The following is a 24,964-nucleotide window of genomic DNA, read 5'->3' as shown; positions in this document are numbered from 1 at the left end:
GGGCCGTCAGGGTGAGAGGCCGAGCGCGGTGGGGTGATGCGGTTCGTACAGGGGGAGTTCGGTGCCGCTCGGCAGCCGTACGGCCGCGAGCAGCCCCCAGCGCTGCTCGGTGATGGCCCGTGAGATCTGGGCGCCCCGGTCCTCCAGCTCCGTCAGGGTCCGGGTGAGGTCCTCGCACATGAGGTAGACCTCTTGCCGGGGTTCGTGCGTCGTGGGGTGCACGGCGATCTCGGCGGGCGGCAGCCGGAAGACGAGCCAGCCCCCTCCGGCGTCCACGTGCTCGAAGTCGAAGACGTCCTTGAGGAAGGCGCGGTCGGCCTCCGCGTCCCGGGTGTAGAGGATCACATGCGCGCCACTGAACATGCTCCGATCGTCGACGGCCCCCGGGGCCCCGGCAACGCGTCGGCGGCCGTACGGGTGCCGTACGGCCGCCGTACGGGTGCCGAGCGGATTCCCCGGCGGCGCGGGGGATCCGGGCATGACCACGCGGCGGGGATGCACTAGAGTTATCTCGACATCGAGATAACTGCTTACGGCGCACCGCGGCCGCCCTCCCGGTAAGGGTTACCTAACTAAACCTTACCTCAGCGGATCGGCGTGGAGTCGTGGCGGCAGCATGGCGGTAATACGCGCACATTGATGAAGGAGACTGTCGTGTCGGCGAACAGCTTCGACGCCCGCAGCACGCTGCGCGTGGGCGACGAGTCGTACGAGATCTTCAAGCTGGACAAGGTCGAGGGCTCCGCGCGCCTCCCTTACAGCCTGAAGGTCCTCCTGGAGAACCTGCTCCGCACCGAGGACGGCGCGAACATCACCGCCGACCACATCCGGGCCCTCGGCAACTGGGACTCGCAGGCCCAGCCGAGCCAGGAGATCCAGTTCACGCCGGCCCGCGTGATCATGCAGGACTTCACCGGCGTCCCCTGTGTCGTCGACCTCGCCACCATGCGTGAGGCCGTCGCCGCGCTCGGCGGCGACCCGGCGAAGATCAACCCGCTCTCCCCGGCCGAGATGGTCATCGACCACTCCGTCATCGCCGACAAGTTCGGCACGAACTCCGCCTTCGCGGAGAACGTCGAGCTGGAGTACGGCCGCAACAAGGAGCGCTACCAGTTCCTGCGCTGGGGCCAGACCGCCTTCGACGACTTCAAGGTCGTCCCCCCGGGCACCGGCATCGTCCACCAGGTGAACATCGAGCACCTGGCCCGTACGGTCATGGTCCGCAACGGCCAGGCGTACCCCGACACCCTCGTCGGCACCGACTCGCACACCACCATGGTCAACGGCCTGGGCGTGCTGGGCTGGGGCGTCGGCGGCATCGAGGCCGAGGCCGCGATGCTCGGACAGCCGGTCTCCATGCTGATCCCGCGCGTCGTCGGCTTCAAGCTGACCGGCGAGCTGCCGGCCGGCACCACCGCGACCGACCTGGTCCTCACGATCACCGAGATGCTGCGCAAGCACGGCGTCGTCGGCAAGTTCGTCGAGTTCTACGGTGAGGGCGTCGCCGCCACCTCGCTCGCGAACCGCGCCACCATCGGCAACATGTCGCCGGAGTTCGGCTCCACCGCCGCGGTCTTCCCGATCGACGGCGAGACCCTGAGCTACCTCAAGCTCACCGGCCGCTCCGCGCAGCAGGTCGCGCTCGTCGAGGCGTACGCCAAGGAGCAGGGCCTCTGGCTCGACCCGGCCGCCGAGCCCGACTTCTCCGAGAAGCTGGAGCTCGACCTCTCCACGGTCGTCCCCTCCATCGCCGGCCCGAAGCGCCCGCAGGACCGCATCGTCCTCGCGAACGCCGCCCAGCAGTTCGCGGTCGACGTACGCAACTACGTCGCGGACGACGACGAGGCGGGCAAGGAGTCGTTCCCGGCCTCCGACGCCCCGGCGAACCACCCGAACGGTGCCCCGTCGAAGCCGGTCCTGGTGACCGCCCCCGACGGCTCGACCTACGAGATCGACCACGGCGCCGTCACCGTCGCCGCGATCACCTCCTGCACCAACACCTCGAACCCCTACGTGATGGTCGCCGCGGCGCTCGTCGCGAAGAAGGCCACCGAGAAGGGCCTGACCCGCAAGCCGTGGGTCAAGACCACCCTCGCCCCGGGCTCGAAGGTCGTCACCGACTACTTCGACAAGGCGGGTCTCACCCCGTACCTCGACAAGGTCGGCTTCAACCTCGTCGGTTACGGCTGCACCACCTGCATCGGCAACTCCGGCCCGCTGCCGGAGGAGGTCTCCAAGGCCGTCAACGAGCACGACCTCGCCGTGACCTCGGTGCTCTCGGGCAACCGCAACTTCGAGGGTCGCATCAACCCCGACGTCAAGATGAACTACCTGGCCTCCCCGCCGCTGGTCGTCGCGTACGCCATCGCCGGCTCCATGAAGGTGGACATCACCAAGGACGCCCTCGGCGTCGACCAGGACGGCAAGCCCGTCTACCTGGCCGACATCTGGCCGTCGGAGGCCGAGGTCAACGACGTCGTCGCCAACGCCATCGGCGAGGACATGTTCAACAAGTCCTACCAGGACGTCTTCGCGGGCGACGCCCAGTGGCAGGCGCTGTCGATCCCGACCGGCAACACCTTCGAGTGGGACACCGAGTCCACCTACGTGCGCAAGCCCCCGTACTTCGAGGGCATGACGATGGAGACCACCCCGGTCACCGACATCACCGGCGCCCGTGTGCTGGCGAAGCTGGGCGACTCGGTCACCACCGACCACATCTCCCCGGCTGGTGCCATCAAGGCCGACACCCCGGCCGGCAAGTACCTCACCGAGCACGGTGTGGAGCGTCGTGACTTCAACTCCTACGGCTCGCGCCGTGGCAACCACGAGGTCATGATCCGCGGCACCTTCGCCAACATCCGCCTGCGCAACCAGATCGCGCCGGGCACCGAGGGCGGCTTCACCCGCGACTTCACCGTCGAGGGCGCGCCGGTGTCGTTCATCTATGACGCCTCGCAGAACTACCAGGCCGCCGGCACCCCGCTGGTCATCCTGGGCGGCAAGGAGTACGGCTCCGGCTCGTCCCGAGACTGGGCCGCCAAGGGCACCGCGCTCCTCGGCGTCAAGGCCGTCATCACCGAGTCGTACGAGCGCATCCACCGCTCGAACCTCATCGGCATGGGCGTCCTGCCGCTCCAGTTCCCGGCCGGCCAGACGGCCGACTCGCTCGGCCTGACCGGCGAGGAGACCTTCTCCATCGCGGGCGTCACGGAGCTGAACGAGGGCACCACGCCGAGCACGGTCAAGGTCACCACCGACACCGGTGTCGAGTTCGACGCGGTCGTCCGCATCGACACCCCCGGTGAGGCGGACTACTACCGCAACGGCGGCATCATGCAGTACGTGCTTCGTAACCTGATCCGCGGCTGACGCCTCCGGATCCGGTAGCACGAAAAGGGCCCCGCTCCTCGGAAGAGGAGCGGGGCCCTTGCGTTCGTCATACTCGCGCGGGGCGAGGATCAGAACATCAGCTTGAAGCCGTTCCAGCCGGACGTGCCGATCTTGACCTTGGCGTGGAAGGGCGCGTTCGCGTTGCCGGTGCCCTTGTACAGCCACAGGGCACCCGTGCTGTCACGGGCGACCAGGTCCGCGGTGCCGTCGAAGTTGACGTCACCGACGGACAGCAGGTTGTTGAAGGTGTTCCATCCGCCACCGATGCGGATGGGGGCGGAGAAGGGCGCCTTGTAGTTGCCGGTGCCCTTGTAGAGGTACAGCACGCCCGAGCCGTTGCGCGCGACGATGTCGGCCTTGCCGTCGCCCGTCAGGTCACCCTTGCCGGTGATCTGGTTGTAGGCGTTCCAGCCGCCGCCGACCTTGTAGCGGGGGGTGACCTTGCCGGTGCCGTAGCCCAGGTAGTGCCAGAGCACGCCCGCGCTGTCGCGCGCGAACAGGTCGTCGGCGGTGCCGCCGCCGGTGTTGCTCGCCGAGAACACCTTGTTGTACGCGCCCCAGCCGCCGCCGATGTCGACGGGGCTGCCGCCGAACTTCATGTGGGCGAGGCGGCCGTTCTCGACGAACCAGAGGGCGTCCGCGAACCCGTCGGCGTTGTGGTCCGCCTGGGTGATGAACTTGCTGTACTGCCAGCCGCCGCCGGCGTTCACGGAGGCCTTGAAGCCGCCGCTGCCGTTGAGGTCGTAGCGGTAGAGCGTGCCGTTTCCGGCGACACCGAACAGGGAGTTGTTCGGGGTGACCGCAGCGGTGGTGGACGCGGCGGGCGCGGCGAACGAGCCGGCGCGCGGCGCCGACTGGGCAGTGCCGGACTGTGCGGAACGCTGCGGCGCGTCGGCCGCTACCGCGGCCGTGGTGGTACCCACGAGTGCGGCGGTAATCGCAGCGACGGTGACGCGGGACAGGAAGCCCGTGCGCTTCAGGCCAGAAGACTTGGCCACGTAGTACTCCAGATCCGAGTGGAATGAGGCAGGTCCCACCGCGCGTCCGTCGCGAAGGAGGGAAGCGGTGGGACCCCTATGATCCCGGATCGCCCTCACAGAACCTTCAGCGGGCATGGGGTCTGTGACACAACTGTTTCGATCCCGGCCTTATGTCTGCTTTGCCTCGTTCGTGTTCACGTGAGGGGGCGAGCGTCGTGTCGTGCCTCCAGTACGGGTAGTTCTGAGGTGCTGTCAAGAGTGTTGTGAAGCCAATGCTTGGACGAAACGCCGCAGATCGCGCCTGCTTATCCCGGAGGTCTCAACTCGGGAAAGATGGCCGTCGAAACCTGCTTACGATCTTGCTCAGGTGAAGGGAAGTGGACTATACCTGTCGGCGTCCAGCCAGTCGTATCCATCACACGACGGCCCGACGCCTGCACGACCCGGCTGCAAATGACCGCGGTGGCGGGGCCCTTCGCCTGTGGCGAGCGAGTACGGGCGACCGGTACACCGCCTGAGTCCTGAATGAAGGCGAGGACTTGAGCATGGGATCCACCTCCGCACACACCAATGAGGGCCTTGGCCGTCGCGATCTGATCAAGCGTTCTGCCGCTATCGGTCTGATCTCCGTACCGACGATGGGCTTCCTCTCCGCCTGTGCGAGCAGTGACAGCGGTGGCAACGGAAAGGTCGAGAAGGGCACGAAGTCCGAAAAGAACCCGCTCGGGGTGAACGAGTCGGCACCGCTCGATTTCGTCCTCTTCGACGGCGGATTCGGACAGCAGTACGCCAAGGACGCGGTCAAGGTCTACGAGACCAATTACCCCAAGGCGAAGGTCAAGTTCACCCCCACCCAGAAGATCACCACCACGCTCCAGCCCCGCTTCAACGGCGGCAACCCGCCGGACCTCATCGACAACTCGGGCGCCGAGCAGATGGACATGGGTGTCCTCGTCGGCCAGAAGCAGCTCGCTGACCTCACCCCGCTCCTCGACGCGCCGTCCGTCGACGACCCCTCCAAGAAGGTCCGCGACACCCTGCGGCCCGGCATCGTGGAGATGGGCCAGTTCGACGGCGAGCAGTGCTGGATCCTCAACTACGCCTACACCGTCTACGGCGTCTGGTACTCGCAGAAGCTCCTCGACTCGCTCGACGCGAAGTACCCCGAGACCTGGGACGAGATGCTGGCCGTCTGCGAGAAGGCCAAGAGGAAGGGCATCGCGGGCTGGACGTACGCGGGCAAGCACCCGTACTACGTCCCGTTCTCGCTCTACCCGATGATCGGCAAGGTCGGTGGCCGCGAGGTCCTGGACGCCATCGACAACCTGGAGCCGAAGGCCTGGGAGCACCCCGCGGTCAAGGCCTGCTTCGAGGCGTACTACGAGCTCGTCCAGAAGGGCTACATCCTCAAGGGCACGCCCGGCCTGGACCACATCCAGTCGCAGACCGCCTGGACCGAGGGCAAGGCGCTGTTCATCCCGAACGGCTCCTGGGTCGAGAACGAGGCCGCGAAGACCATGCCGGCCGACTTCGGTCTGGCCGTCTCCGGCCCGACCGGCATCGACGCCTCGGACAAGATGCCGTTCGGCACCATCTGGGCGGCCGGCGGTGAGCCCTTCATCGTCCCGGCGAAGGCGGCCAACGCCGAGGGCGGCATGGAGCAGCTGCGCATCATGCTCAGCGAGTCCTCCTCCAAGAACTTCACGCAGTCCGTGAAGTCCCTGACCGCCCTCAACGGCGGCACCGACGGCATCGAGCTGTCCCCGGGTCTCAAGTCCGGTGTGGCGGCCCTGGAGAAGGCCGGCCAGAACGTCGTCAACCCGCGCCTGCAGGACTGGTACGTCGCCCTCCAGAAGGAGAAGATCGGCGTCGCCGGCATCGGCGAGATGATGGCCGGCCGCGCGACCCCGGCCGAGACGATCAAGAAGATCCAGAAGTACGCCGACGAGGCGGCCAAGGACTCCTCGATCAAGCACTACAAGCACTAGTGGAACAGTGCCGGGGCCCCTTCCCGCCGACCGGGAGCGGGCCCCGGCCACTTCGCGCGCGGCAGCAGCGGCGCGCCTGGCGCGGGAAAGATCGGGGTCGGTAGGAAATGCAACACGGTAAGTACCGTTTCATCGTGGGGTTCCTGGCGGCCCCCCTCGCGCTCTACGCGCTCTTCGTCATCTGGCCGTTCATCCAGTCGATCTACTACTCGTTCACGGACTGGACCGGGCTGAGTCCCGAATTCGGGATGGTCGGATTCGACAACTACAGTCGGATGCTGGACGACGAGATCTTCTGGAAGTCGTTCCAGCACAGTCTGATCCTCGCGCTGGTGCTGCCGCTGGTGACCGTCGGCCTCGCACTCTTCTTTGCCTTCATGCTGAATGTCGGCGGTCGGCGCCGCAGGGGTGCCGCCATCGCGGGTGTGCGCGGATCATCGTTCTACAAGATCGTCTATTTCTTCCCGCAGGTGCTGTCGATCGCGATCGTGGCGCTGCTCTTCCAGTTCGCGTACAACCCCAATAGCGGAGCCATTAACTCCGTTTTGAAGGGCGTCGGCCTCGGCAGCGTCCAGCCCGACTGGCTCGGCGATCCGGACCTCGCACTCATCTGCGTGATGGTGGTTCTCGTCTGGTCCACCGTCGGATTCTTCGTCGTGCTCTTCTCGGCAGGCATGGCGTCCATTCCGCGGGACTTCTACGAAGCCGCCCTGCTCGACGGCGCCAGCCGGTTCACCACGTTCTTCAAGATCACGCTGCCGCTGCTCTGGGACACCGTGCAGTCGGGCTGGATCTACATGGGCATCCTCGCGCTCGGCGCGGAATCCTTCGCCGTCGTCCAGATCATGACCGTCGGCCCCTCCGGCGGCGGGCCCGACTACTCCACCATCGTCCTTCCGCTGTACGTCTACCAGAAGGCGTTCCGGGACGGTCAGGCCGCCTACGCAACGACCATCGGTGTCGCGCTCCTCGTCCTCACGCTGACCTTCGCGGCCGTCGTGACGAAGCTGGGCCGGCGCGAGCGGCTGGAGTTCTGATGAAGACGACCGACACTGCCACCACCGGCGTAGAGACCCCGGGCGGGCCCGGCGGCCCCGGCCCCGCGGTCACCAGGACGACGGCGCCCGCGCCCCGCAAGGAGTCCAAGGGCGAGGGCGCGACCCTCAACGTCTTCTCGCACGGCGTCCTGATCATCTGGGCGATCATGGTCGTCACGCCGCTGCTCTGGGCGGTCATGACCTCCTTCAAGACCGACAAGGCGATCTTCACCTCGCCGTGGTCGCTGCCCGACGGGCTGCACTTCGAGAACTGGTCGCGCGCCTGGACCGAAGCACACATGAGCGAATACTTCCTGAACACGATCCTGGTGGTCGGCGGCTCGCTCATCGGCACCCTGCTCCTCGGCTCGATGGCGGCCTACGTGCTGGCCCGCTTCGACTTCCCGGGCAGCCGCTTCATCTACTTCCTCTTCATCGGCGGGATGAGCTTCCCGATCATCCTGGCGCTGGTGCCGCTGTTCTACGTGATGCAGAACATGGCCCTGCTCAACACGCTGCACGGCCTGATCGTGGTCTACATCGCGTACTCGCTGCCGTTCACCGTCTTCTTCCTCACGGCCTTCTTCCGCACCCTGCCGACCTCGGTCGCGGAAGCGGCCTTCGTGGACGGCGCCTCGCACACCCGGACCTTCTTCCAGGTGATGCTGCCGATGGCCAAGCCGGGCCTCATCAGCGTCGGCATCTTCAACTTCCTCGGCCAGTGGAACCAGTACCTGCTGCCGACCGTGCTCAACACCGAGCCGGAGAAGAAGGTGCTCTCGCAGGGCCTGGTCCAGCTCGCCGTCAGCCAGGGCTACAAGGGCGACTGGTCGGGGCTCTTCGCCGGCCTGGTGATGGCGATGCTCCCGGTGCTCGCCGCCTACATCATCTTCCAGCGGCAGGTGGTGGCGGGTCTGACCGCCGGCGCCGTGAAGTGACCTCCGGGACCCCGCAGGCCCCTGCCACAGAGCCCGAAGGGCCCCCGGCGCACCGCGCCCCGGGGGCCCTTCGGCGCTCCGTCACACCGTGTGACGCGTACCGTCCGCCTCTCAAGGTCTTGACGGGGAGCAAGCCGAAAGCGTCCCCTTAGAGTTCACATGTTGGAGAAAACGGTGGGAGTGAGTGAGTCGATGGAGACTCCGGGGTCGCAGACGTCGCTGCACAGGGCCAATCTCGAACGGGTCGTCCGGGCGGTGCGCATGGCCGGATCGCTCACCCAGGCGGAGATCGCCCGGACGACGGGCCTGTCCGCCGCCACGGTCTCCAACATCGTCCGGGAGCTGAAGGACGGCGGCACCGTCGACGTCACGCCCACCTCGGCGGGCGGCCGGCGGGCCCGCAGTGTCTCGCTCTCGGGCGACGCGGGCATCGTGATCGGCGTCGACTTCGGCCATACGCACCTCCGGGTCGCGGTCGGCAACCTCGCCCACCAGGTGCTCGCCGAGGAGGCCGAGCCGCTGGACGTGGACGCCTCCGCCGCCGAGGGCTTCGACCGGGCGGAACAGCTGGTCAACCGGCTGATCCTGGCCACCGGCATCGGCCGGGACAAGGTGATCGGCGTCGGACTCGGCGTACCGGGACCGATCGACGTCTCCTCCGGCACGCTCGGGTCGACCTCGATCCTGCCGGGCTGGAGCGGCATCAACCCCGCCGAGGAGCTGTCCGGCCGGCTCGGCGTCCCGGTGCACGTCGACAACGACGCCAACCTCGGCGCGCTCGGCGAGCTGGTCTGGGGCAGCGGGCGGGGCGTCAAGGACCTCGCGTACATCAAGGTGGCGAGTGGCGTGGGCGCAGGGCTCGTCATCGACGGGCGGGTCTACCGGGGGCCCGGCGGCACCGCGGGCGAGATCGGGCACATCACGCTCGACGAGTCGGGCCCGGTCTGCCGCTGCGGCAACCGGGGCTGCCTGGAGACCTTCACCGCCGCCCGGTACGTGCTGCCGCTGCTCCAGCCGGGCCACGGACCCGATCTGACCATGGAGAAGGTCGTCCGGCTGGCCCGGGAGGGCGACCCCGGCTGCCGCCGGGTGATCGCCGACGTGGGGCGGCACATCGGCAGCGGCATCGCCAACCTCTGCAACCTGCTGAACCCGAGCCGGGTGGTGCTCGGCGGCGACCTCGCGGAGGCCGGGGAGCTGGTCCTGACGCCCATCAGGGACTCCGTCTCGCGGTACGCGATCCCCAGTGCCGCCCGGCAGCTCTCGCTGGTCCAGGGGGCCTTGGGCGGTCGCGCCGAGGTGCTGGGCGCCCTCGCCCTCGTGCTGAGCGAGATGGGTGATTCGACCCTTTTGGAGAGCGCCCTGCCGACGGCGGGTCCGGCCTCGCGTCTTGCCTTCACTTAGATAACGAACACCACCGTTGTCATCTCGTTAAGAATTTACTTCTTGACGGCAACGTTGCAGCCGAGTTGACTTCGTGCCACCTCGGCCGCAACGTCGCGGCCTCGTCAGGGAGGCAAACCCACATGAACGCAGTGACGCGTCGTGCCGTCATAGCAACGGCCGCGGTCTCGATGGCCCTCTCGCTCGCAGCCTGCGGCAAGGCCGGCGGCGACGACAGCGCGGACAAGGGCAGCTCGACCAAGATCGGCCTGCTCCTTCCGGAGAACAAGACCTCGCGCTACGAGGCCCTGGACAAGCCCCAGTTCGAGAAGGCCGTCAAGGCCGCGTGCGGCGACTGCGAGGTCGTGTACAACAACGCGGTCTCCGACGTCGTCAAGCAGAAGCAGCAGTTCGACCAGCTGATCGCCGACGGCATCAAGGTCATCGCCCTGGACCCGGTCGACGCGACCAAGGCCGAGGGCTGGGTCAAGGACGCCAAGGCCAAGGGCGTCAAGATCGTCGCCTACGACCGTGCCGTCAAGGGCGCCGACGCCTACGTCAGCCACGACAACAACAAGGTCGGCGAGATCCAGGGCAAGGCGCTCCTCGCCGCCCTCGGCACCAAGGCCGCCACCGCCAACGTCGTGATGATCAACGGCGACGAGAAGGACCCGAACGCCGGTCTGTTCAAGAAGGGCGCCCACACCGCCCTCGACGGCAAGGTCGGCAAGATCGCCTACGAGGCCTCCGGCGAGTGGGACCCGAAGATCGCCGGCGAGAAGATGTCCGCCGCGATCGCCTCGGTCGGCAAGGACAAGATCAACGCCGTCTACTCCGCCAACGACGGCATGGCCGGCGGTGTCATCACCTCCCTCGAGAACGCCGGCATCAAGGGCATCCCGGTGGGTGGCCAGGACGCCGAGGTCGCGGGCATCCAGCGGATCATCGCGGGCACGCAGACCTTCACCATCTACAAGTCGCCGCTCCAGCTGGCCCCCGAGGCCGCCAAGTTCGCGGTGAACCTGCTCCAGGGCAAGGACCTCGGCGCCCAGGGCACGACCGACGGCGTCCCCTCGACGCTCTTCGACCCGGTCGTGGTGGACAAGACCAACATCCAGTCCACGGTCGTCCAGGACGGCATCTACAAGGCCGCCGACCTCTGCACCTCGGACCTCGCCGCCAAGTGCGCCGCGCTGGGCGTGAAGTAGTCCAGGCCGACCCCCGTCGGGCCCCGCGAGGGCCCGACGGCACGGATCCGCGCAGGAGCGCCCCCGAAGCGGGCGCCGCGGCCCCGAGTACAGAGGGTGAAGACCCCCGGTAACAAGGCCGGCGCACGACGCCCGGATCCGTCCCCCAAGCCCGTCCGGTCCCCGGCCGACCCAGACCCCGCTGTCGGTCCGGGGGCCGGACGAGCCCAGCCCCCCTCGAAACTTCGGCGCCGCACAGGCGGCGCGCCATTGCCGCCGCCCGCGGGCGGCGAAGGAGTTGGTTCACGTGTCCCAGACGCCCGTGCTGGCGTTGCGTGGGATCTTCAAGCGGTTCGGAGCGGTCCAGGTCCTCTCCGGTGTCGATCTCGAAGTCCACGCAGGAGAAGTCGTCGCACTCGTCGGCGACAACGGAGCGGGAAAGTCCACGCTGGTCAAGACGATCGCCGGCGTGCACCCGATCGACGAGGGCGTCATCGAGTGGGAGGGCGAGCGCGTCGAGATCCAGCGCCCGCACGACTCCCAGAACCTCGGTGTCGCGACCGTCTACCAGGACCTCGCCCTCTGCGACAACCTCGACGTCGTCGCCAACCTGTTCCTCGGCCGCGAGATCAAGAAGGGCGGCGTCCTCGACGAGGTCGCCATGGAGAAGCGGGCCAAGGACCTCCTCTCCACCCTCTCCATCCGCATCCCCAGCGTCCGCATCCCCGTCGCCGCCCTCTCCGGCGGCCAGCGGCAGGTCGTCGCCATCGCGCGCGCCCTGGTCGGCGACCCCAAGATCGTGATCCTCGACGAGCCGACCGCCGCCCTCGGCGTCGAGCAGACCGCCCAGGTCCTCGACCTGGTCGAGCGGCTGCGCGAGCAGGGCCTCGGCGTCATCCTCATCAGCCACAACATGGCCGATGTGAAGGCCGTCGCCGACACCGTGGCCGTGCTGCGCCTGGGCCGTAACAACGGCACCTTCCCGGTGGCCACCACCACGCACGAAGAGATCATCGCCGCGATCACCGGCGCCACGGACAACGCCGTGACCCGCCGCCAGGCCCGCAACGCGGAGGTAGCGAAGTGAGCAAGACCCCTCCCCCCGCGAGCGACCAGGCCGCCGTGCCCGATCCCCGGACGAGCGAGGAGGCCCCGGCCGCCGCCGCGGTCCACGCCGTCGACCCCCGCCTCCTCGTGCGCGAGCGGGGCTTCAAGGGCTACGTCGAGGAGTTCAAGCGCAAGATCCGCTCCGGTGAGATCGGCTCGCTGCCCGTCGTCGTCGGCCTGATCGTCATCGGCATCGTCTTCCAGGCGCTCACCGGCAACTTCATCACCTCGTACAACCTCGACCAGATCACGCTGTACGCGGTCGGCCCCGGCATCATGGCGGTCGGCATCGTCTTCGTGCTGTTGCTCGGCGAGATCGACCTCGCGGTCGGCTCCGTCGCGGGTCTGGCGGGCTCGGTCTGGGGCGTCCTCGGCACGGACATGCCGGACGGCCTCGCGATCCTCCTCGGCATCCTGTCCGGCACCCTGCTCGGCGCCTTCCACGGTCTGGTCTTCGCCAAGATCGGCGTGCCCGCCTTCGTCGTCACCCTGGCCGGCTTCCTCGGCTGGGCCGGACTCCAGACCTGGGTGATGGGCGACCGCTCCACCATCCCCACCCCGATCGGCAGCTTCGTCGGCGACCTCACGAAGTACTACTTCTCCGACGTCGCCGCCGCCTACGGCCTCGCCGTGGTCGTCGTCGCCGCCTTCTACCTGGCCCAGCTGCGCGACTCCCGCCGCCGCAGGGCCGCCGAGCTGCCGCACCGCCCGCAGAGCGAGATCATCCTGCGCACCGCCGTCCTCGCGGTCCTGGTCCTCGTCGCCGCGTACGGCTTCAACCAGGAGCAGGGCCTGCCGCTCTCCCTGGTGATCTTCCTGGTGATCCTGCTCGTCACCGACTTCGTGCTGCGCCGCACCACGTACGGCCGCCAGGTCTTCGCGGTCGGCGGTGGCATCGAGGCCGCCCGCCGCGCCGGCATCAACGTCTCCTGGATCCGGATCTCGGTCTTCATGATCTCCGGCACCATGGGTGCCGTCGGCGGCCTGTTCCTCGCCTCCGCGACCGGCGGAGCCGACCGCTCCCTCGGCGGCGGCAACCAGCTGATGATGTGCATCGCGGCGGCCGTCATCGGCGGTACGTCCCTGTTCGGCGGACGCGGCAAGGTCTGGTCGGCGCTCCTCGGCATCCTGGTCATCCAGTCGATCGTCCAGGGCCTCAACCAGATGAACCTGTCCTCGAACGCGATCCAGTACATGATCACCGGAGCGGTCCTGCTCATCGCCGTGATCATCGACTCGGTCTCCCGCCGCACACAGAAGACGGCGGGACGCGCGTAACGCCCGTCACACCGGCCCGGCACCGTGAAACCGGTGCCGGGCTCCGGCGCGTCCGGGGCAGTACACCGGCGCGCGTACGAACCGGTGCACGCGCGCGTACAGAGCCGTACAGATCAGCGGCTTGTAGGCCGTGAGGGTGACGCCTGACTCCCCGGCCCGATGCCCGCGATCCAAGACGGAACATTAGACTCGACAAATCGGCAAGCTCGACCAGCTCAAACGCAAGGAGGCACGGGTGGCTCTGCTGACCCGTATCAGGGGACCGCGAGATCTGGACCGGCTCTCCCCGGAACAGCTGGACCAGCTGGCCGACGAGATCAGGACGTTCCTCGTGGACGCCGTCTCCAAGACCGGCGGGCACCTCGGGCCCAACCTCGGCGTGGTCGAGCTGACCATCGCCCTGCACCGCGTGTTCGACTCCCCGAAGGACAAGGTCCTCTGGGACACCGGCCACCAGAGCTACGTCCACAAGCTCCTCACCGGGCGCCAGGACTTCTCGAAGCTCAAGATGAAGGGCGGCCTCTCCGGCTACCCCTCGCAGGCCGAGTCCGAGCACGACGTCATCGAGAACTCGCACGCCTCGACGGTCCTCGGCTGGGCCGACGGCCTCGCCAAGGCCAACGAGGTCCTGAAGAAGGACGACCACGTCGTCGCGGTGATCGGCGACGGCGCCCTCACCGGCGGCATGGCCTGGGAGGCGCTGAACAACATCGCCGCCGCCAAGGACCGCCCGCTCGTGATCGTCGTCAACGACAACGAGCGCTCCTACGCGCCCACCATCGGCGGCCTCGCCACCCACCTGGCCACCCTGCGCACCACCGACGGCTACGAGCGCTTCCTCGCCCGCGGCAAGGACATCCTGGAGCGCACCCCGGTCGTCGGGAAGCCGCTCTACGAGACCCTGCACGGCGCCAAGAAGGGCCTCAAGGACTTCATCGCCCCGCAGGGCATGTTCGAGGACCTCGGCCTCAAGTACGTCGGCCCCATCGACGGCCACGACATCGAGGCCCTGGAGTCCGCCCTCACGCGCGCCAAGCGCTTCGGCGGCCCCGTGATCGTCCACTGCCTCACCGAGAAGGGCCGCGGTTACCAGCCGGCCCTCCAGGACGAGGCCGACCGCTTCCACGCCGTCGGCAAGATCCACCCCGACACCGGCCTGCCCATCGCCTCCTCCGGCGCCGACTGGACCTCGGTCTTCGGCGAGGAGATGGTGAAGCTCGGCGAGGAGCGCGGGGACATCGTCGCCATCACGGCGGCCATGCTCCAGCCCGTCGGCCTCGACAAGTTCGCCAAGTCCTTCCCCGAGCGGGTCTTCGACGTCGGCATCGCCGAGCAGCACGCCGCGGTCTCCGCCGCCGGCCTCGCCACCGGCGGACTGCACCCGGTCTTCGCCGTGTACGCGACCTTCCTCAACCGTGCCTTCGACCAGGTCCTGATGGACGTGGCCCTGCACAAGTGCGGTGTCACCTTCGTCCTGGACCGGGCCGGTGTCACCGGCACCGACGGCGCCTCCCACAACGGCATGTGGGACATGTCGATCCTCCAGGTCGTCCCCGGCCTGCGGCTCGCCGCCCCGCGCGACGCCGACCAGGTCCGCGCCCAGCTGCGCGAGGCCGTCGAGGTCACCGACGCCCCCACCGTGGTCCGCTTCTCCAAGGGCGCGGTCGGCCCCGCCGTCCCCGCCCTGCGCCGCGTCGGCGGCATGGACGTGCTCCGCGAGCCCGGCTCGGACCGGCCCGACGTCCTCCTGGTCTCCGTGGGCGCCCTGGCGCCCATGTGCCTGGAGATCGCCGACCTGCTCGACCGTCAGGGCATCTCCACCACCGTCGTCGACCCGCGCTGGGTCAAGCCGGTCGACGAGGCCCTCGCCCCGCTCGCCGAGCGGCACCGGGTCGTCGTCACCGTCGAGGACAACAGCCGCGTCGGCGGTGTCGGCTCCGCCGTCGCCCAGGCGCTCCGCGACGCGGGCGTCGACGTGCCGCTGCGCGACTTCGGCATCCCGCCGCGCTTCCTCGACCACGCCTCGCGCGGCGAGGTCATGGCCGAGATCGGCCTGACCGCCCCCGATGTCGCCCGCCAGGTCACCGGTCTGGTCTCGCGGCTCGACGGTCGGTTCGAGAACAGCGCGCAGGCGGTGGAGCCCGTCCGCGACTGACGGACACGCCGTCACCCCGCTTCACCCTTGGGCCGGTCGGCTCACTCCTCGGAGTGCCGACCGGCCCTTTCGCGTGCATTCTGACCACAGGACGGGCAGTCCCCTGGCAGGGAGGTACGACGTGAGCACGGACCAGCGGCCACGCGCCAACACGGGATTGTTCCGGACCAAGTCCGTCGAGCAGTCGATCAGCGACACGGAGGAGCCGGAGCACGCGCTCCGGAAGTCCCTGTCGGCCTGGGACCTGACGGTCTTCGGCGTCGGCGTCATCATCGGCACCGGCATCTTCGTCCTGACCGGCAAGGTCGCCAAGGAGAACGCCGGGCCGGCCACCGCCCTCGCCTTCGTCGCCGCCGGCATCGTCTGCGCCCTGGCCGCCCTCTGCTACGCCGAGTTCGCCTCGACGGTGCCGGTGGCCGGATCGGCGTACACCTTCGCGTACGCCTCCATCGGCGAGCTGCCCGCCTGGATCATCGGCTGGGACCTCGTCCTGGAGTTCGCCCTCGGCACGGCGGTGGTCGCCGTCGGCTGGTCCGGCTACGTCAGATCCCTGATGGACAACATCGGCTGGCATCTGCCGGCCGCGCTCGAAGGACCCGACATTCCGGGCGGCACCTTCGACATCCTGGCCTTCCTGCTGGTGCTGGTGCTCACCGTGGTCCTCGTCCTGGGCATGAAGCTCTCCGCCCGGATCACCACCGTCGTCGTCGCGATCAAGGTCACCGTGGTGATGATCGTGATCGTCGCCGGTCTGTTCTTCATCGTCGGCGACAACTACAAGCCCTTCATCCCGCCGGCCGTCACCCCGCCCGGCGGCGGCTCCGGCTGGAGCGAACCGCTGGTCCAGCTGATGTTCGGCTACGCGCCGACCAACTTCGGCGTCATGGGCATCTTCACCGCCGCCTCCGTCGTCTTCTTCGCCTTCATCGGCTTCGACGTCGTCGCCACCGCCGCCGAGGAGACCAGAGTGCCGCAGCGGGACATGCCCCGGGGCATCCTCGGCTCGCTCCTGATCTGCACCGTGCTGTACGTGGCCGTCGCGCTGGTCGTCACCGGTATGCAGCACTACACCGAGCTGTCCGTGAGCGCCCCCCTCGCCGACGCCTTCAAAGCCGCCGGACACCCCTTCTACGCGGGCGTGATCAGCTTCGGCGCCGCCATCGGCCTCACCACTGTCTGTCTGATCCTGCTCCTCGGCCAGACCCGGGTGTTCTTCGCGATGAGCCGCGACGGCCTGCTGCCGCGCTTCTTCTCCAAGACGCACCCGCGCTTCAGGACCCCGTACCGGCCCACCATCCTGCTCGGCACGATCATCGCGATCGTCGCCGGCTTCACCAGCATCAACGAACTCGCCACCCTGGTGAACATCGGAACGCTCTTCGCCTTCGTCGTGGTCGCCGTCGGCGTCATGGTGCTCCGCCGCTCCCGCCCCGACCTGCCGCGCGCCTTCCGCACCCCCTGGGTGCCCTTCCTGCCCATCCTCTCCATCGCCGCCTCGGTCTGGCTGATGCTCAACCTGCCCGGCGAGACCTGGTTCCGCTTCGCCGTGTGGATGCTGATCGGCTTCGTCGTGTACTTCCTGTACGGGCGCCGTCACAGTCGGCTCGGGCAGGCGGGCGGGGAGTCCCGGTACTGAGCGGCCGTTGCCGAAGGCGCGGAAGGCGGGGTTCGGGAGGGCGACTACAGTCGGCTCGTACCCGAACTCCTTCCGACCACCGGAGTGCTGGATCCCCCCCATGGCGAATCGATCCCAGGTCCCCGCTGCCCGCACCCACGGCGCCATCGCCCCCCAACTCCAAGGCGCCTGGCTGACCAGAGGAGAGGAGGGGAGGTTCAGCGCCTACCTGCCACGGGACGGGGAGGTGCTGCGCTGGACCGAGCGGCCGGACGGCGGCTGGAGCGGCCCCGAATCGCTCGGCGGCGACGGACTCAACCCCTTCCTCGCGGTCGGCCAGGGCGCCGACCGCTATGTCCACCTCGTCGGCGTGCGCCCCACCACCGGGGGCGAAGGACACGTCGAGCTGGTCCACAGCGTCCAGTTCCAGACCGGCCGCCCGGCCGCCCCCTGGCGCTCGATCGGCCACTCCAACGGCAAGTGGCGGTGGACGGGCAACCCCACCGTCGCGGTGGACGCCCAGGGCCGCGCGCACGTCTTCATGCGCAACGGCGGCGGCGGACTCAGCGTCCGCGCCCAGAAGGACGCCGGCGGCTGGCACCCCTGGTGGGACCTGCACGGCTCGGGCACGGACCCCTCCCCGGTCGCCGCCGTCAACGGAGAGGGGCGCGTCGAGCTCCTCACCACGACCGACAAGGGCCTGCTCCGCTACGTCCAGGAGGAGCCGGGCGCCCGCCCGGTCCGCCAGGACGTGCTGCCCGCCGAGGTCACCTTCGGCACCCTCGCGACCGTGACCGGCCCCTCCGGGCACGTGACGCTCTTCTACGTCGACAAGGCGGGCGAGGTCCGCGCCTGGTCGCCGGACCGCTCCCTGGAGCCCACGACCGTCGGCGAGGCGGTCGGCACCGGCCGGCTCGCCGCCACCCGCTGCCTCATCGACGGCTTCGACTGCACGGTCCTCGCCCAGCAGTCCGACGACGGCCGGCTCGCCCTCGCGGCCTACCCGAGCGAGCAGGAGGCCGACGGCATCACGTGGTCGGAGACCGGGGACCCGCAGGGCGACCTCGCGACCGTCCTCACCCGGGGGCTCGACGGCCGGCTCGTCGCGATGGCCCTGGTCGGTGGCGTCCAGCTGATCACCACCCGTCAGAAGGCGGCGGAGGGACTCCTCCTGGAGGGCTGGCGCTCCATAGGGTGACCCGGCCCCACCCTGTCGGGGGCGTACCCCTGACAGGGTGACACGCGCCTCCTGACGCCCCCGTGGACGACGGGAACGGCCCCGGCACCTGGAGAAGGTGCCGGGGCCGTCCGTGTACGCCCTGAGGGGTGGTTACGCCGGGACGCTCGCCACGCCCCGCGCGAGGAAGGGCTTGCCGTTGACGCGTTCGGAGACGCCCTCACGGTCCAGGTACGGCGTGATGCCGCCCAGGTGGAAGGGCCAGCCCGCGCCCGTGATCAGGCAGAGGTCGATGTCCTGCGCCTCGGCGACGACACCCTCCTCCAGCATCAGGCCGATCTCCTGCGCCACCGCGTCCAGGACGCGGTCGCGGACCTGCTCCTCGGTCAGGACGGAGTCGCCCTGGACCAGGAGGGCGGCGACCTCCGGGTCGAGCTCCGGCTTGAAGCCGTTCTCGGCGTTGTAGACGTAGAAGCCGCGCTTGCCGGCCTCGACGACCCGCTTGAGGTTCGGCGAGACGGTGAAGCGCTCCGGGAAGGAGCGGTTCAGGGTCTCGGAGACGTGCAGACCGATCGCCGGGCCGACGAGCTCCAGGAGCACCAGCGGCGACATCGGCAGACCGAGGGGCTCGATGGCCTTCTCGGCCGTCTCGACCGAGGTGCCCTCGTCGATGACGTTCTGGATCTCGCCCATGAAGCGGGTCAGGATGCGGTTCACGACGAACGCCGGGGCGTCCTTGGTGAGGACCGCGGTCTTCTTCAGCTTCTTGGCGACACCGAAGGCGGTGGCCAGGGAGGCGTCGTCCGTCTCCTCGCCGCGGACGATCTCCAGGAGCGGGAGGATCGCGACCGGGTTGAAGAAGTGGAAGCCGACCACGCGCTCCGGGTGCTGGAGCTTGGAGGCCATCTCCGAGACGGAGAGCGAGGAGGTGTTGGTGGCGAGGATCGCGTGCGCCGGGGCGACCGCCTCGACCTCCGCGAACACCTTCTGCTTGACGCCCATCTCCTCGAACACGGCCTCGATGACGAAGTCCGCGTCCGCGAAGCCCTCGGCCTTGTCCAGGACACCGGAGACCAGGCCCTTGAGACGGTTGGCCTTGTCCTGGTTGATCCGGCCCTTGCCGAGCAGCTTCTCGATCTCGCCGTGGACGTAGCCCACGCCCTTGTCGATCCGCTCCTGGTCGATGTCGGTCAGGACGACCGGCACCTCCAGGCGGCGCAGGAAGAGCAGGGCCAGCTGGGAGGCCATCAGACCGGCGCCGACGACACCGACCTTGGTGACCGGGCGGGCCAGCGACTTGTCCGGGGCGCCGGCGGGGCGCTTGCCGCGCTTCTGCACCAGGTTGAAGGCGTAGATGCCGGAGCGCAGCTCGCCGCCCATGATCAGGTCCGCGAGGGCCTGGTCCTCGGCGTCGAAGCCCTTCTGCAGGTCGCCGTCCTTGGCGGCCTCGATGATGTCGAGGGCGCGGTAGGCGGCCGGGGCGGCGCCGTGCACCTTGGAGTCGGCGACGAGACGGCCCTTGGCGACGGCCTGGTCCCAGCCCTCGCCGCGGTCGATCTCGGGGCGCTCGACGGTCACGGAGCCGTTCAGGACGGAGGCCGTCCAGATCAGCGACTGCTCCAGGAAGTCGGCGCCCTCGAACAGCGCGTCGGCGATGCCGAGCTCGAAGACCTGCTTGCCCTTGAGCTGGCGGTTCTGGTTCAGCGAGTTCTCGATGATGACCGAGACGGCCTTCTCCGCGCCGATCAGGTTCGGCAGGAGGGCGCAGCCGCCCCAGCCGGGGACCAGACCGAGGAAGACCTCGGGCAGCGAGAAGGCCGGGAGGGCCTTGGAGACGGTGCGGTAGGTGCAGTGCAGACCGACCTCGACACCGCCGCCCATGGCCGCGCCGTTGTAGTACGCGAAGGTCGGCACGGCGAGCGCGGACAGACGCTTGAAGACGTCGTGGCCGCCCTTGCCGATGGCCAGCGCCTCGTCGTGCTCGCGCAGCAGCTCGACGCCCTTGAGGTCGGCGCCGACGGCGAAGATGAACGGCTTGCCGGTGATGCCGACGCCGGTGATCTCACCGTTGGCGGCCTCGGCCTCGACCTGGTCGATCGCCGTGTTCAGGTTGGCGAGCGACTGCGGGCCGAAGGTGGTCGGCTTGGTGTGGTCGAAGCCGTTGTCCAGCGTGATCAGGGCGAACCGGCCCGCACCCGCGGGCAGTTCGAAGTGCCGTACGTGGGCGGAGGTGACGACCTCGTCCGGGAAGAGCTCCGCGGCGCCCTTCAGAAGCTCGGCGGTGGTGCTCACTTGCCCTCCCAGTGGGGGTTTTCCCAGATGACCGTGGCGCCCATGCCGAAGCCGACGCACATCGTGTTGAGGCCGTAGCGGACCTGCGGGTTCTCCTCGAACTGGCGGGCCAGCTGCGTCATCAGACGGACGCCGGAGGAGGCGAGCGGGTGACCGTAGGCGATGGCGCCGCCGTACTGGTTGACGCGGGCGTCGTCGTCGGCGATGCCGTAGTGCTCCAGGAAGGCGAGGACCTGGACCGCGAAGGCCTCGTTGATCTCGAAGAGGTCGATGTCCTCGATGGACAGACCGGCCTTCGCGAGGGCCTTCTCGGTCGCCGGGATCGGGCCGTAGCCCATGACCTCGGGCTCGACGCCGGCGAAGGCGTACGAGACGAGGCGCATCTTCACCGGGAGGTCGTGCTCGCGGGCGAAGTCCTCGGAGGCGATGATCGAGGCGGTGGCGCCGTCGTTGAGACCGGCGGCGTTGCCCGCGGTGACGTTGCCGTGGACGCGGAACGGCGTCTTCAGGCCGGCCAGCGACTCCAGGGTGGTGCCCGGACGCATCGGCTCGTCGGCGGTGACCAGGCCCCAGCCGGTCTCACCGGTGGAGGCGTCGGTGCGGCGGACCGAGATCGGCACCAGGTCCTGCTGGATCTTGCCGTCGGCGTACGCCTTGGCGGCCTTCTCCTGCGAGCGCACGGCGTACTCGTCGGCGCGCTGCTTGGTGATGCTCGGGTAGCGGTCGTGCAGGTTCTCGGCGGTCATGCCCATGAAGAGGGCGGACTCGTCGACCAGCTTCTCGCTGACGAACCGCGGGTTCGGGTCGACGCCCTCACCCATGGGGTGACGGCCCATGTGCTCGACGCCACCGGCGATGACGGCGTCGTACGCGCCGAAGGCGATCGAACCGGCGACCGAGGTGACGGCGGTGAGCGCGCCGGCGCACATGCGGTCGATGGAGTAGCCCGGCACCGACTGCGGCAGCCCGGCGAGGATGCCCGCCGTACGGCCGAGGGTCAGACCCTGGTCACCGATCTGCGTGGTCGCGGCGATGGCGACCTCGTCGATCTTCGCGGGGTCGAGGCCCGGGTTGCGGCGCAGCAGCTCCCTGATGGCCTTGACGACGAGGTCGTCGGCGCGGGTCTCGTGGTAGATGCCCTTCGGGCCCGCCTTGCCGAACGGGGTGCGGACGCCGTCGACGAAGACGACGTCCCTGACGGTACGAGGCACGATGGCTCTCCTCCAGGGTGCGGGATGGCACTGCTGCGGCGCGCACCTAAGCGCGCGCTTGCTCCCCCCATGCTACTTGCGGGTAACCAAGCTGCCCAGCCCCTGGGGGCCAAGCGGCGAAGGTCACATCCGCGGCGGGGTGCGCGAAGGCCCCCGGCGGGAGTGCCGGGGGCCTTTCGGTCGAGGCGCCGGAGGCGGTGCTACGCCGTCTCCGCCAGCGCCTTCACCAGGAGCGGGGTCACCAGCTCCACCTGCCAGGGGCGCGCGCCGTGGCCCGCGAGGGCCGCCGCCACGCTCTCCGGGCCGGCCTGGGCCGGCGGCTCCCAGCAGACCCGGCGCACGGTGTCCGGGGTGATCAGGTTCTCCTGCGGCAGGTTCAGCTCCTCCGCGAGCGCCGACACCGCCGTGCGCGCCGCCGAGAGGCGGGCCGCCGCGACCGGGTCCTTGTCCGCCCAGGCGCGCGGCGGCGGCGGGCCCGCCACCTGCGTGCCCGGCTGCGGCAGTTCGCTCTCGGGCAGGGCCCTGGCGCGGTCCACCGCCGCCTGCCACTGCTCCAGCTGGCGCCGGCCCATCCGGTGCCCGAACCCGGGCAGGGCGGTGAGCGCGGCCAGGTTCACGGGCACGGCCAGGGCCGCCTCCACGATCGCCGCGTCGCTCAGCACCTTGCCGGGGGAGACGTCCCGCCGCTGGGCGACCTTGTCACGGGCCGTCCAGAGCTCCCGTACGACCGCCATCTGGCGACGGCGCCGCACCTTGTGCATCCCGGAGGTGCGCCGCCACGGGTCCTTGCGCGGCGGGGCCGGCGGGGCTGAGGCGATGGCGTCGAACTCCTGGTGGGCCCAGTCCAGCTTGCCCTGGCGGTCGAGTTCCTTCTCCAGCGCGTCACGCAGGTCGACGAGGAGTTCGACGTCGAGGGCCGCGTACCGCAGCCAGGGCTCGGGCAGCGGGCGGGTGGACCAGTCCACCGCGGAGTGGCCCTTCTCCAGGGCGTAGCCGAGGACGGACTCGACCATCGCGCCGAGGCCGACGCGCGGGAAGCCCGCGAGCCGGCCGGCCAGCTCGGTGTCGAACAGCGAGGTCGGGAGCATGCCTATGTCGCGCAGGCACGGGAGGTCCTGGGTCGCGGCGTGCAGGATCCACTCGGTCCCGGCGAGCGCGTCGCCGAGGCCGGAGAGGTCGGGGCAGCCGACCGGGTCGATGAGCGCGGTGCCCGCGCCTTCCCGGCGGAGTTGCACGAGGTAGGCGCGCTGCCCGTAGCGGTAGCCGGAGGCGCGCTCGGCGTCCACGGCGACGGGGCCGTGGCCCGCGGCGAAGGCGGCGATCACCTCGGCGAGGGCTTCCTCGGTCTCGACGACGGGCGGAATCCCCTCGCGGGGCTCCAGCAACGGGATCGGAAGCCCATTCGCAGGGACATCGTCGTCCGGGGGGCCGCCCCCGGTGGTGCGCAGTGCTGTGTCTGCTGCGGTCTCTTGGGCGTCGGTCACCCGTCAAGGGTATCGGTGAACGGCAAGCGCCTGTCGACGGAACGTTCCGTCGACAGGCGCGGGCTTCCTTTCGGCTGCCGTCAGTGGATGATCCCGGTCCGCAGGGCCACCGCGACCATGCCGGCGCGGTCGCCGGTGCCCAGCTTGCGGGCGATGCGGGCGAGGTGGCTCTTCACGGTGAGGGCAGAGAGGCCCATGGAGACGCCGATCGCCTTGTTCGACTGGCCCTCCGCGACGAGCCGGAGCACCTCGACCTCACGGCCGGAGAGCTCGCGGTAGCCGCCCGGGTGGCTCGGGGCACCCGGGGGGCGGCGGTGGCCGAGCCGTGCGGCCGCGGCGCCGATGGGGGCGGCGCCGGGCCGGGTGGGGTGACCGATGTTGGTGCGCGTACCGGTGACGACATAGCCCTTCACGCCGCCCGCGAGGGCGTTGCGCACGGCGCCGATGTCGTCGGCGGCCGAGAGGGCGAGGCCGTTGGGCCAGCCCGCGGCACGGGTCTCGGACAGCAGCGTGAGGCCGCTGCCGTCGGGCAGGTGGACGTCGGCAACGCAGATGTCGCGCGGGTTGCCGACGCGGGGACGTGCCTCCGCGATGGAAGAAGCCTCGATCACGTCGCGTACTCCGAGGGCCCACAGGTGGCGGGTCACGGTGGAGCGGACGCGCGGGTCGGCCACGACGACCATGGCCGTCGGCTTGTTCGGGCGGTAGGCGACCAGGCTTGCGGGCTGCTCGAGGAGAACGGACACCAGGCCTCCTGGGGGGAAGGATGCGGGACGGAGCCGGCTCGGGGAAGAAGCCGGGGGCGAACCCGTGCTGTGAAGGGGTCATTGACTCCTTCGGCAGGTGGGCCGCCTGCCTTTAGGGAAAGATCACGATTTAGTGAGTAACAATTAGGGCAATTCGGACGCGCGATCGATCATCCTACGAGCGGCCCCCGCGCCGCCACCCCTGAGAGGAGCGTCGGGGCCGCCGTTCGGACACTCCGAAGAGTGGCTTGATCTCGTCCCTCAGGTCTGCTGCGGACCCCGTCGCTGGGGCAACGAGACGACCCCCGCGCCCGATACCGTCCCCGCCGTCCCCGGTTCGGCCGGTGCCGGCGGCAGCCCCGCGATCTGACAGAGCAGATCGCACCAGGCCGCCAGATGCGCCCCCGTGTCCGGCACCCCGCCCAAACCCTCGCGCGGCGTCCAGGACGCCCGGATCTCGATCTGCGTGGCCGGCCGGCGGTCCGCGAGACCGCCGAAATAGTGCGAGCCCGCCATCGTCACGGTCCCGCTCGCCTCCCCGTACGCCAGTCCCCGGGCCTCCAGCGCCCCGGTCAGCCAGGACCAGCACACCTCGGGCAGCAGCGGGTCCGCCGCCATCTCAGGCTCCAGCTCCGCCCGGACCAGGGTCACCAGCCGGAACGTTCCTTTCCAGGCCTCATGGCCGTCCGGATCGTGCAGCAGCACCAGCCGGCCGTCCGCCAGATCCTCCTCGCCGTCCACGACGGCCGCCTCCACCGCGTACGCGTACGGGGCGAGGCGCTGCGGCGGCCTCGTCGGATCGATCTCCATCTCGGGCCGCAGCCTTGCCGAACGCAAGGCCTCCACCGCGCGCCGGAACGCGGGTGGCACCGGGTTCGTCTCCGTACTGTCCGCCGTTTCGTCCGTCCCTCGATCGCCGTCGGAATGATCGGAAAAATGTCCCTGAGCCGCAGCCATGCGGGGAAGAGTAGGCGGAACGGGGCCTCCGCGCAG

At 69.6% G+C, this 24,964-nt stretch carries 18 protein-coding genes; 11 read left to right on the top strand and 7 right to left on the bottom strand.

Annotated features, from left to right (window positions below):
• Nucleotides 1–6: 6 nt before the first annotated feature.
• On the bottom strand, nt 7–363 hold the full coding sequence (locus tag ABT154_RS12390; RefSeq protein ID WP_351856256.1) for a VOC family protein: 357 nt from the start codon (nt 361–363) through the stop codon (nt 7–9).
• A 291-nt stretch (nt 364–654) separates the two neighbouring features.
• Between ABT154_RS12390 and acnA the strand changes: the two genes are divergently transcribed.
• Nucleotides 655–3,372: an aconitate hydratase AcnA gene (gene acnA, locus ABT154_RS12385; protein WP_351856255.1), complete on the top strand. Its 2,718-nt coding sequence runs from the start codon at nt 655–657 to the stop codon at nt 3,370–3,372.
• Nucleotides 3,373–3,461: 89 nt separating this feature from the next.
• On the opposite strand, the gene ABT154_RS12380 is transcribed toward acnA, so the two are convergent.
• Complete coding sequence (locus ABT154_RS12380) at nt 3,462–4,316, bottom strand: FG-GAP repeat domain-containing protein (RefSeq protein WP_351856253.1); 855 nt, start codon at nt 4,314–4,316, stop codon at nt 3,462–3,464.
• Nucleotides 4,317–4,918: 602 nt separating this feature from the next.
• Here ABT154_RS12380 and ngcE point away from each other — a divergent pair.
• The 10 genes from ngcE (at nt 4,919) to ABT154_RS12330 (ending at nt 18,259) form a co-directional block, all read left to right on the top strand.
• A complete protein-coding gene (gene ngcE, locus ABT154_RS12375; protein ID WP_351856251.1) occupies nt 4,919–6,361 on the top strand; it encodes an N-acetylglucosamine/diacetylchitobiose ABC transporter substrate-binding protein in 1,443 nt (480 codons plus the stop codon).
• A gap of 107 nt (nt 6,362–6,468) precedes the next feature.
• Nucleotides 6,469–7,398, top strand: a complete 930-nt coding sequence (locus tag ABT154_RS12370) for a carbohydrate ABC transporter permease (protein WP_351856249.1) — start codon at nt 6,469–6,471, stop codon at nt 7,396–7,398.
• On the top strand, nt 7,398–8,336 hold the full coding sequence (locus tag ABT154_RS12365; protein ID WP_351856247.1) for a carbohydrate ABC transporter permease: 939 nt from the start codon (nt 7,398–7,400) through the stop codon (nt 8,334–8,336). The genes ABT154_RS12370 and ABT154_RS12365 overlap by 1 nt, the downstream gene beginning before the upstream one ends.
• A gap of 192 nt (nt 8,337–8,528) precedes the next feature.
• Nucleotides 8,529–9,740, top strand: coding sequence for an ROK family transcriptional regulator (locus ABT154_RS12360; protein WP_317873199.1), 1,212 nt, complete (start codon nt 8,529–8,531; stop codon nt 9,738–9,740).
• Nucleotides 9,741–9,862: 122 nt separating this feature from the next.
• A complete protein-coding gene (locus tag ABT154_RS12355) occupies nt 9,863–10,927 on the top strand; it encodes a sugar ABC transporter substrate-binding protein (protein ID WP_351856245.1) in 1,065 nt (354 codons plus the stop codon).
• 277 nt (nt 10,928–11,204) lie between these two features.
• The gene (locus ABT154_RS12350; RefSeq protein ID WP_015037000.1) at nt 11,205–11,993 is read left to right on the top strand and encodes an ATP-binding cassette domain-containing protein; all 789 of its coding nucleotides are present in this window, start codon (nt 11,205–11,207) and stop codon (nt 11,991–11,993) included.
• On the top strand, nt 11,990–13,291 hold the full coding sequence (locus tag ABT154_RS12345; protein ID WP_351856242.1) for a sugar ABC transporter permease: 1,302 nt from the start codon (nt 11,990–11,992) through the stop codon (nt 13,289–13,291). The genes ABT154_RS12350 and ABT154_RS12345 overlap by 4 nt, the downstream gene beginning before the upstream one ends.
• A 235-nt stretch (nt 13,292–13,526) precedes the next feature.
• On the top strand, nt 13,527–15,446 hold the full coding sequence (gene dxs / locus ABT154_RS12340) for a 1-deoxy-D-xylulose-5-phosphate synthase (RefSeq protein ID WP_351856240.1): 1,920 nt from the start codon (nt 13,527–13,529) through the stop codon (nt 15,444–15,446).
• Between the two features lie 121 nt (nt 15,447–15,567).
• Nucleotides 15,568–17,082 (top strand): amino acid permease, encoded by a 1,515-nt coding sequence (locus ABT154_RS12335; RefSeq protein ID WP_351856238.1) that lies wholly within the window; start codon nt 15,568–15,570, stop codon nt 17,080–17,082.
• Between the two features lie 100 nt (nt 17,083–17,182).
• Nucleotides 17,183–18,259: a PLL family lectin gene (locus ABT154_RS12330; protein WP_351856236.1), complete on the top strand. Its 1,077-nt coding sequence runs from the start codon at nt 17,183–17,185 to the stop codon at nt 18,257–18,259.
• A 132-nt stretch (nt 18,260–18,391) separates the two neighbouring features.
• Here the strand turns inward: ABT154_RS12330 and ABT154_RS12325 are convergent, their stop codons facing one another.
• The 5 genes from ABT154_RS12325 to ABT154_RS12305 form a co-directional block, all read right to left on the bottom strand.
• A complete protein-coding gene (locus ABT154_RS12325; RefSeq protein ID WP_351856234.1) occupies nt 18,392–20,530 on the bottom strand; it encodes a 3-hydroxyacyl-CoA dehydrogenase NAD-binding domain-containing protein in 2,139 nt (712 codons plus the stop codon).
• A complete protein-coding gene (locus ABT154_RS12320) occupies nt 20,527–21,741 on the bottom strand; it encodes a thiolase family protein (RefSeq protein WP_056557383.1) in 1,215 nt (404 codons plus the stop codon). The genes ABT154_RS12325 and ABT154_RS12320 overlap by 4 nt, the downstream gene beginning before the upstream one ends.
• 200 nt (nt 21,742–21,941) lie before the next feature.
• Nucleotides 21,942–23,225, bottom strand: coding sequence for a ribonuclease D (locus ABT154_RS12315; protein WP_351856232.1), 1,284 nt, complete (start codon nt 23,223–23,225; stop codon nt 21,942–21,944).
• An 80-nt stretch (nt 23,226–23,305) separates the two neighbouring features.
• Nucleotides 23,306–23,971 carry a response regulator transcription factor gene (locus tag ABT154_RS12310; protein ID WP_015037008.1) on the bottom strand — a complete coding sequence of 222 codons (666 nt, stop codon included), beginning with the start codon at nt 23,969–23,971 and terminating at the stop codon, nt 23,306–23,308.
• A 261-nt stretch (nt 23,972–24,232) separates the two neighbouring features.
• On the bottom strand, nt 24,233–24,928 hold the full coding sequence (locus tag ABT154_RS12305; RefSeq protein WP_351856230.1) for a DUF3000 domain-containing protein: 696 nt from the start codon (nt 24,926–24,928) through the stop codon (nt 24,233–24,235).
• Between the last annotated feature and the right edge of the window lie 36 nt (nt 24,929–24,964).

The organism is Streptomyces sp. NPDC001728 (assembly GCF_040297565.1).
GTDB lineage: Bacteria > Actinomycetota > Actinomycetes > Streptomycetales > Streptomycetaceae > Streptomyces.
Note: the sequence above shows the minus strand (reverse complement) of the source record. Positions and strands in the feature narration are given on the sequence as shown.

What these genes read in the sequence shown, in the direction of transcription:
- ABT154_RS12390 (WP_351856256.1), bottom strand. Translation starts at nt 363, where the DNA reads ATGTTCAGTGGCGCGCATGTGATCCTCTACACCCGGGACGCGGAGGCC.
- ngcE (WP_351856251.1), top strand. Translation starts at nt 4,919, where the DNA reads ATGGGATCCACCTCCGCACACACCAATGAGGGCCTTGGCCGTCGCGAT.
- ABT154_RS12370 (WP_351856249.1), top strand. Translation starts at nt 6,469, where the DNA reads ATGCAACACGGTAAGTACCGTTTCATCGTGGGGTTCCTGGCGGCCCCC.
- ABT154_RS12365 (WP_351856247.1), top strand. Translation starts at nt 7,398, where the DNA reads ATGAAGACGACCGACACTGCCACCACCGGCGTAGAGACCCCGGGCGGG.
- ABT154_RS12360 (WP_317873199.1), top strand. Translation starts at nt 8,529, where the DNA reads ATGGAGACTCCGGGGTCGCAGACGTCGCTGCACAGGGCCAATCTCGAA.
- ABT154_RS12355 (WP_351856245.1), top strand. Translation starts at nt 9,863, where the DNA reads ATGAACGCAGTGACGCGTCGTGCCGTCATAGCAACGGCCGCGGTCTCG.
- ABT154_RS12330 (WP_351856236.1), top strand. Translation starts at nt 17,183, where the DNA reads ATGGCGAATCGATCCCAGGTCCCCGCTGCCCGCACCCACGGCGCCATC.
- ABT154_RS12305 (WP_351856230.1), bottom strand. Translation starts at nt 24,928, where the DNA reads ATGGCTGCGGCTCAGGGACATTTTTCCGATCATTCCGACGGCGATCGA.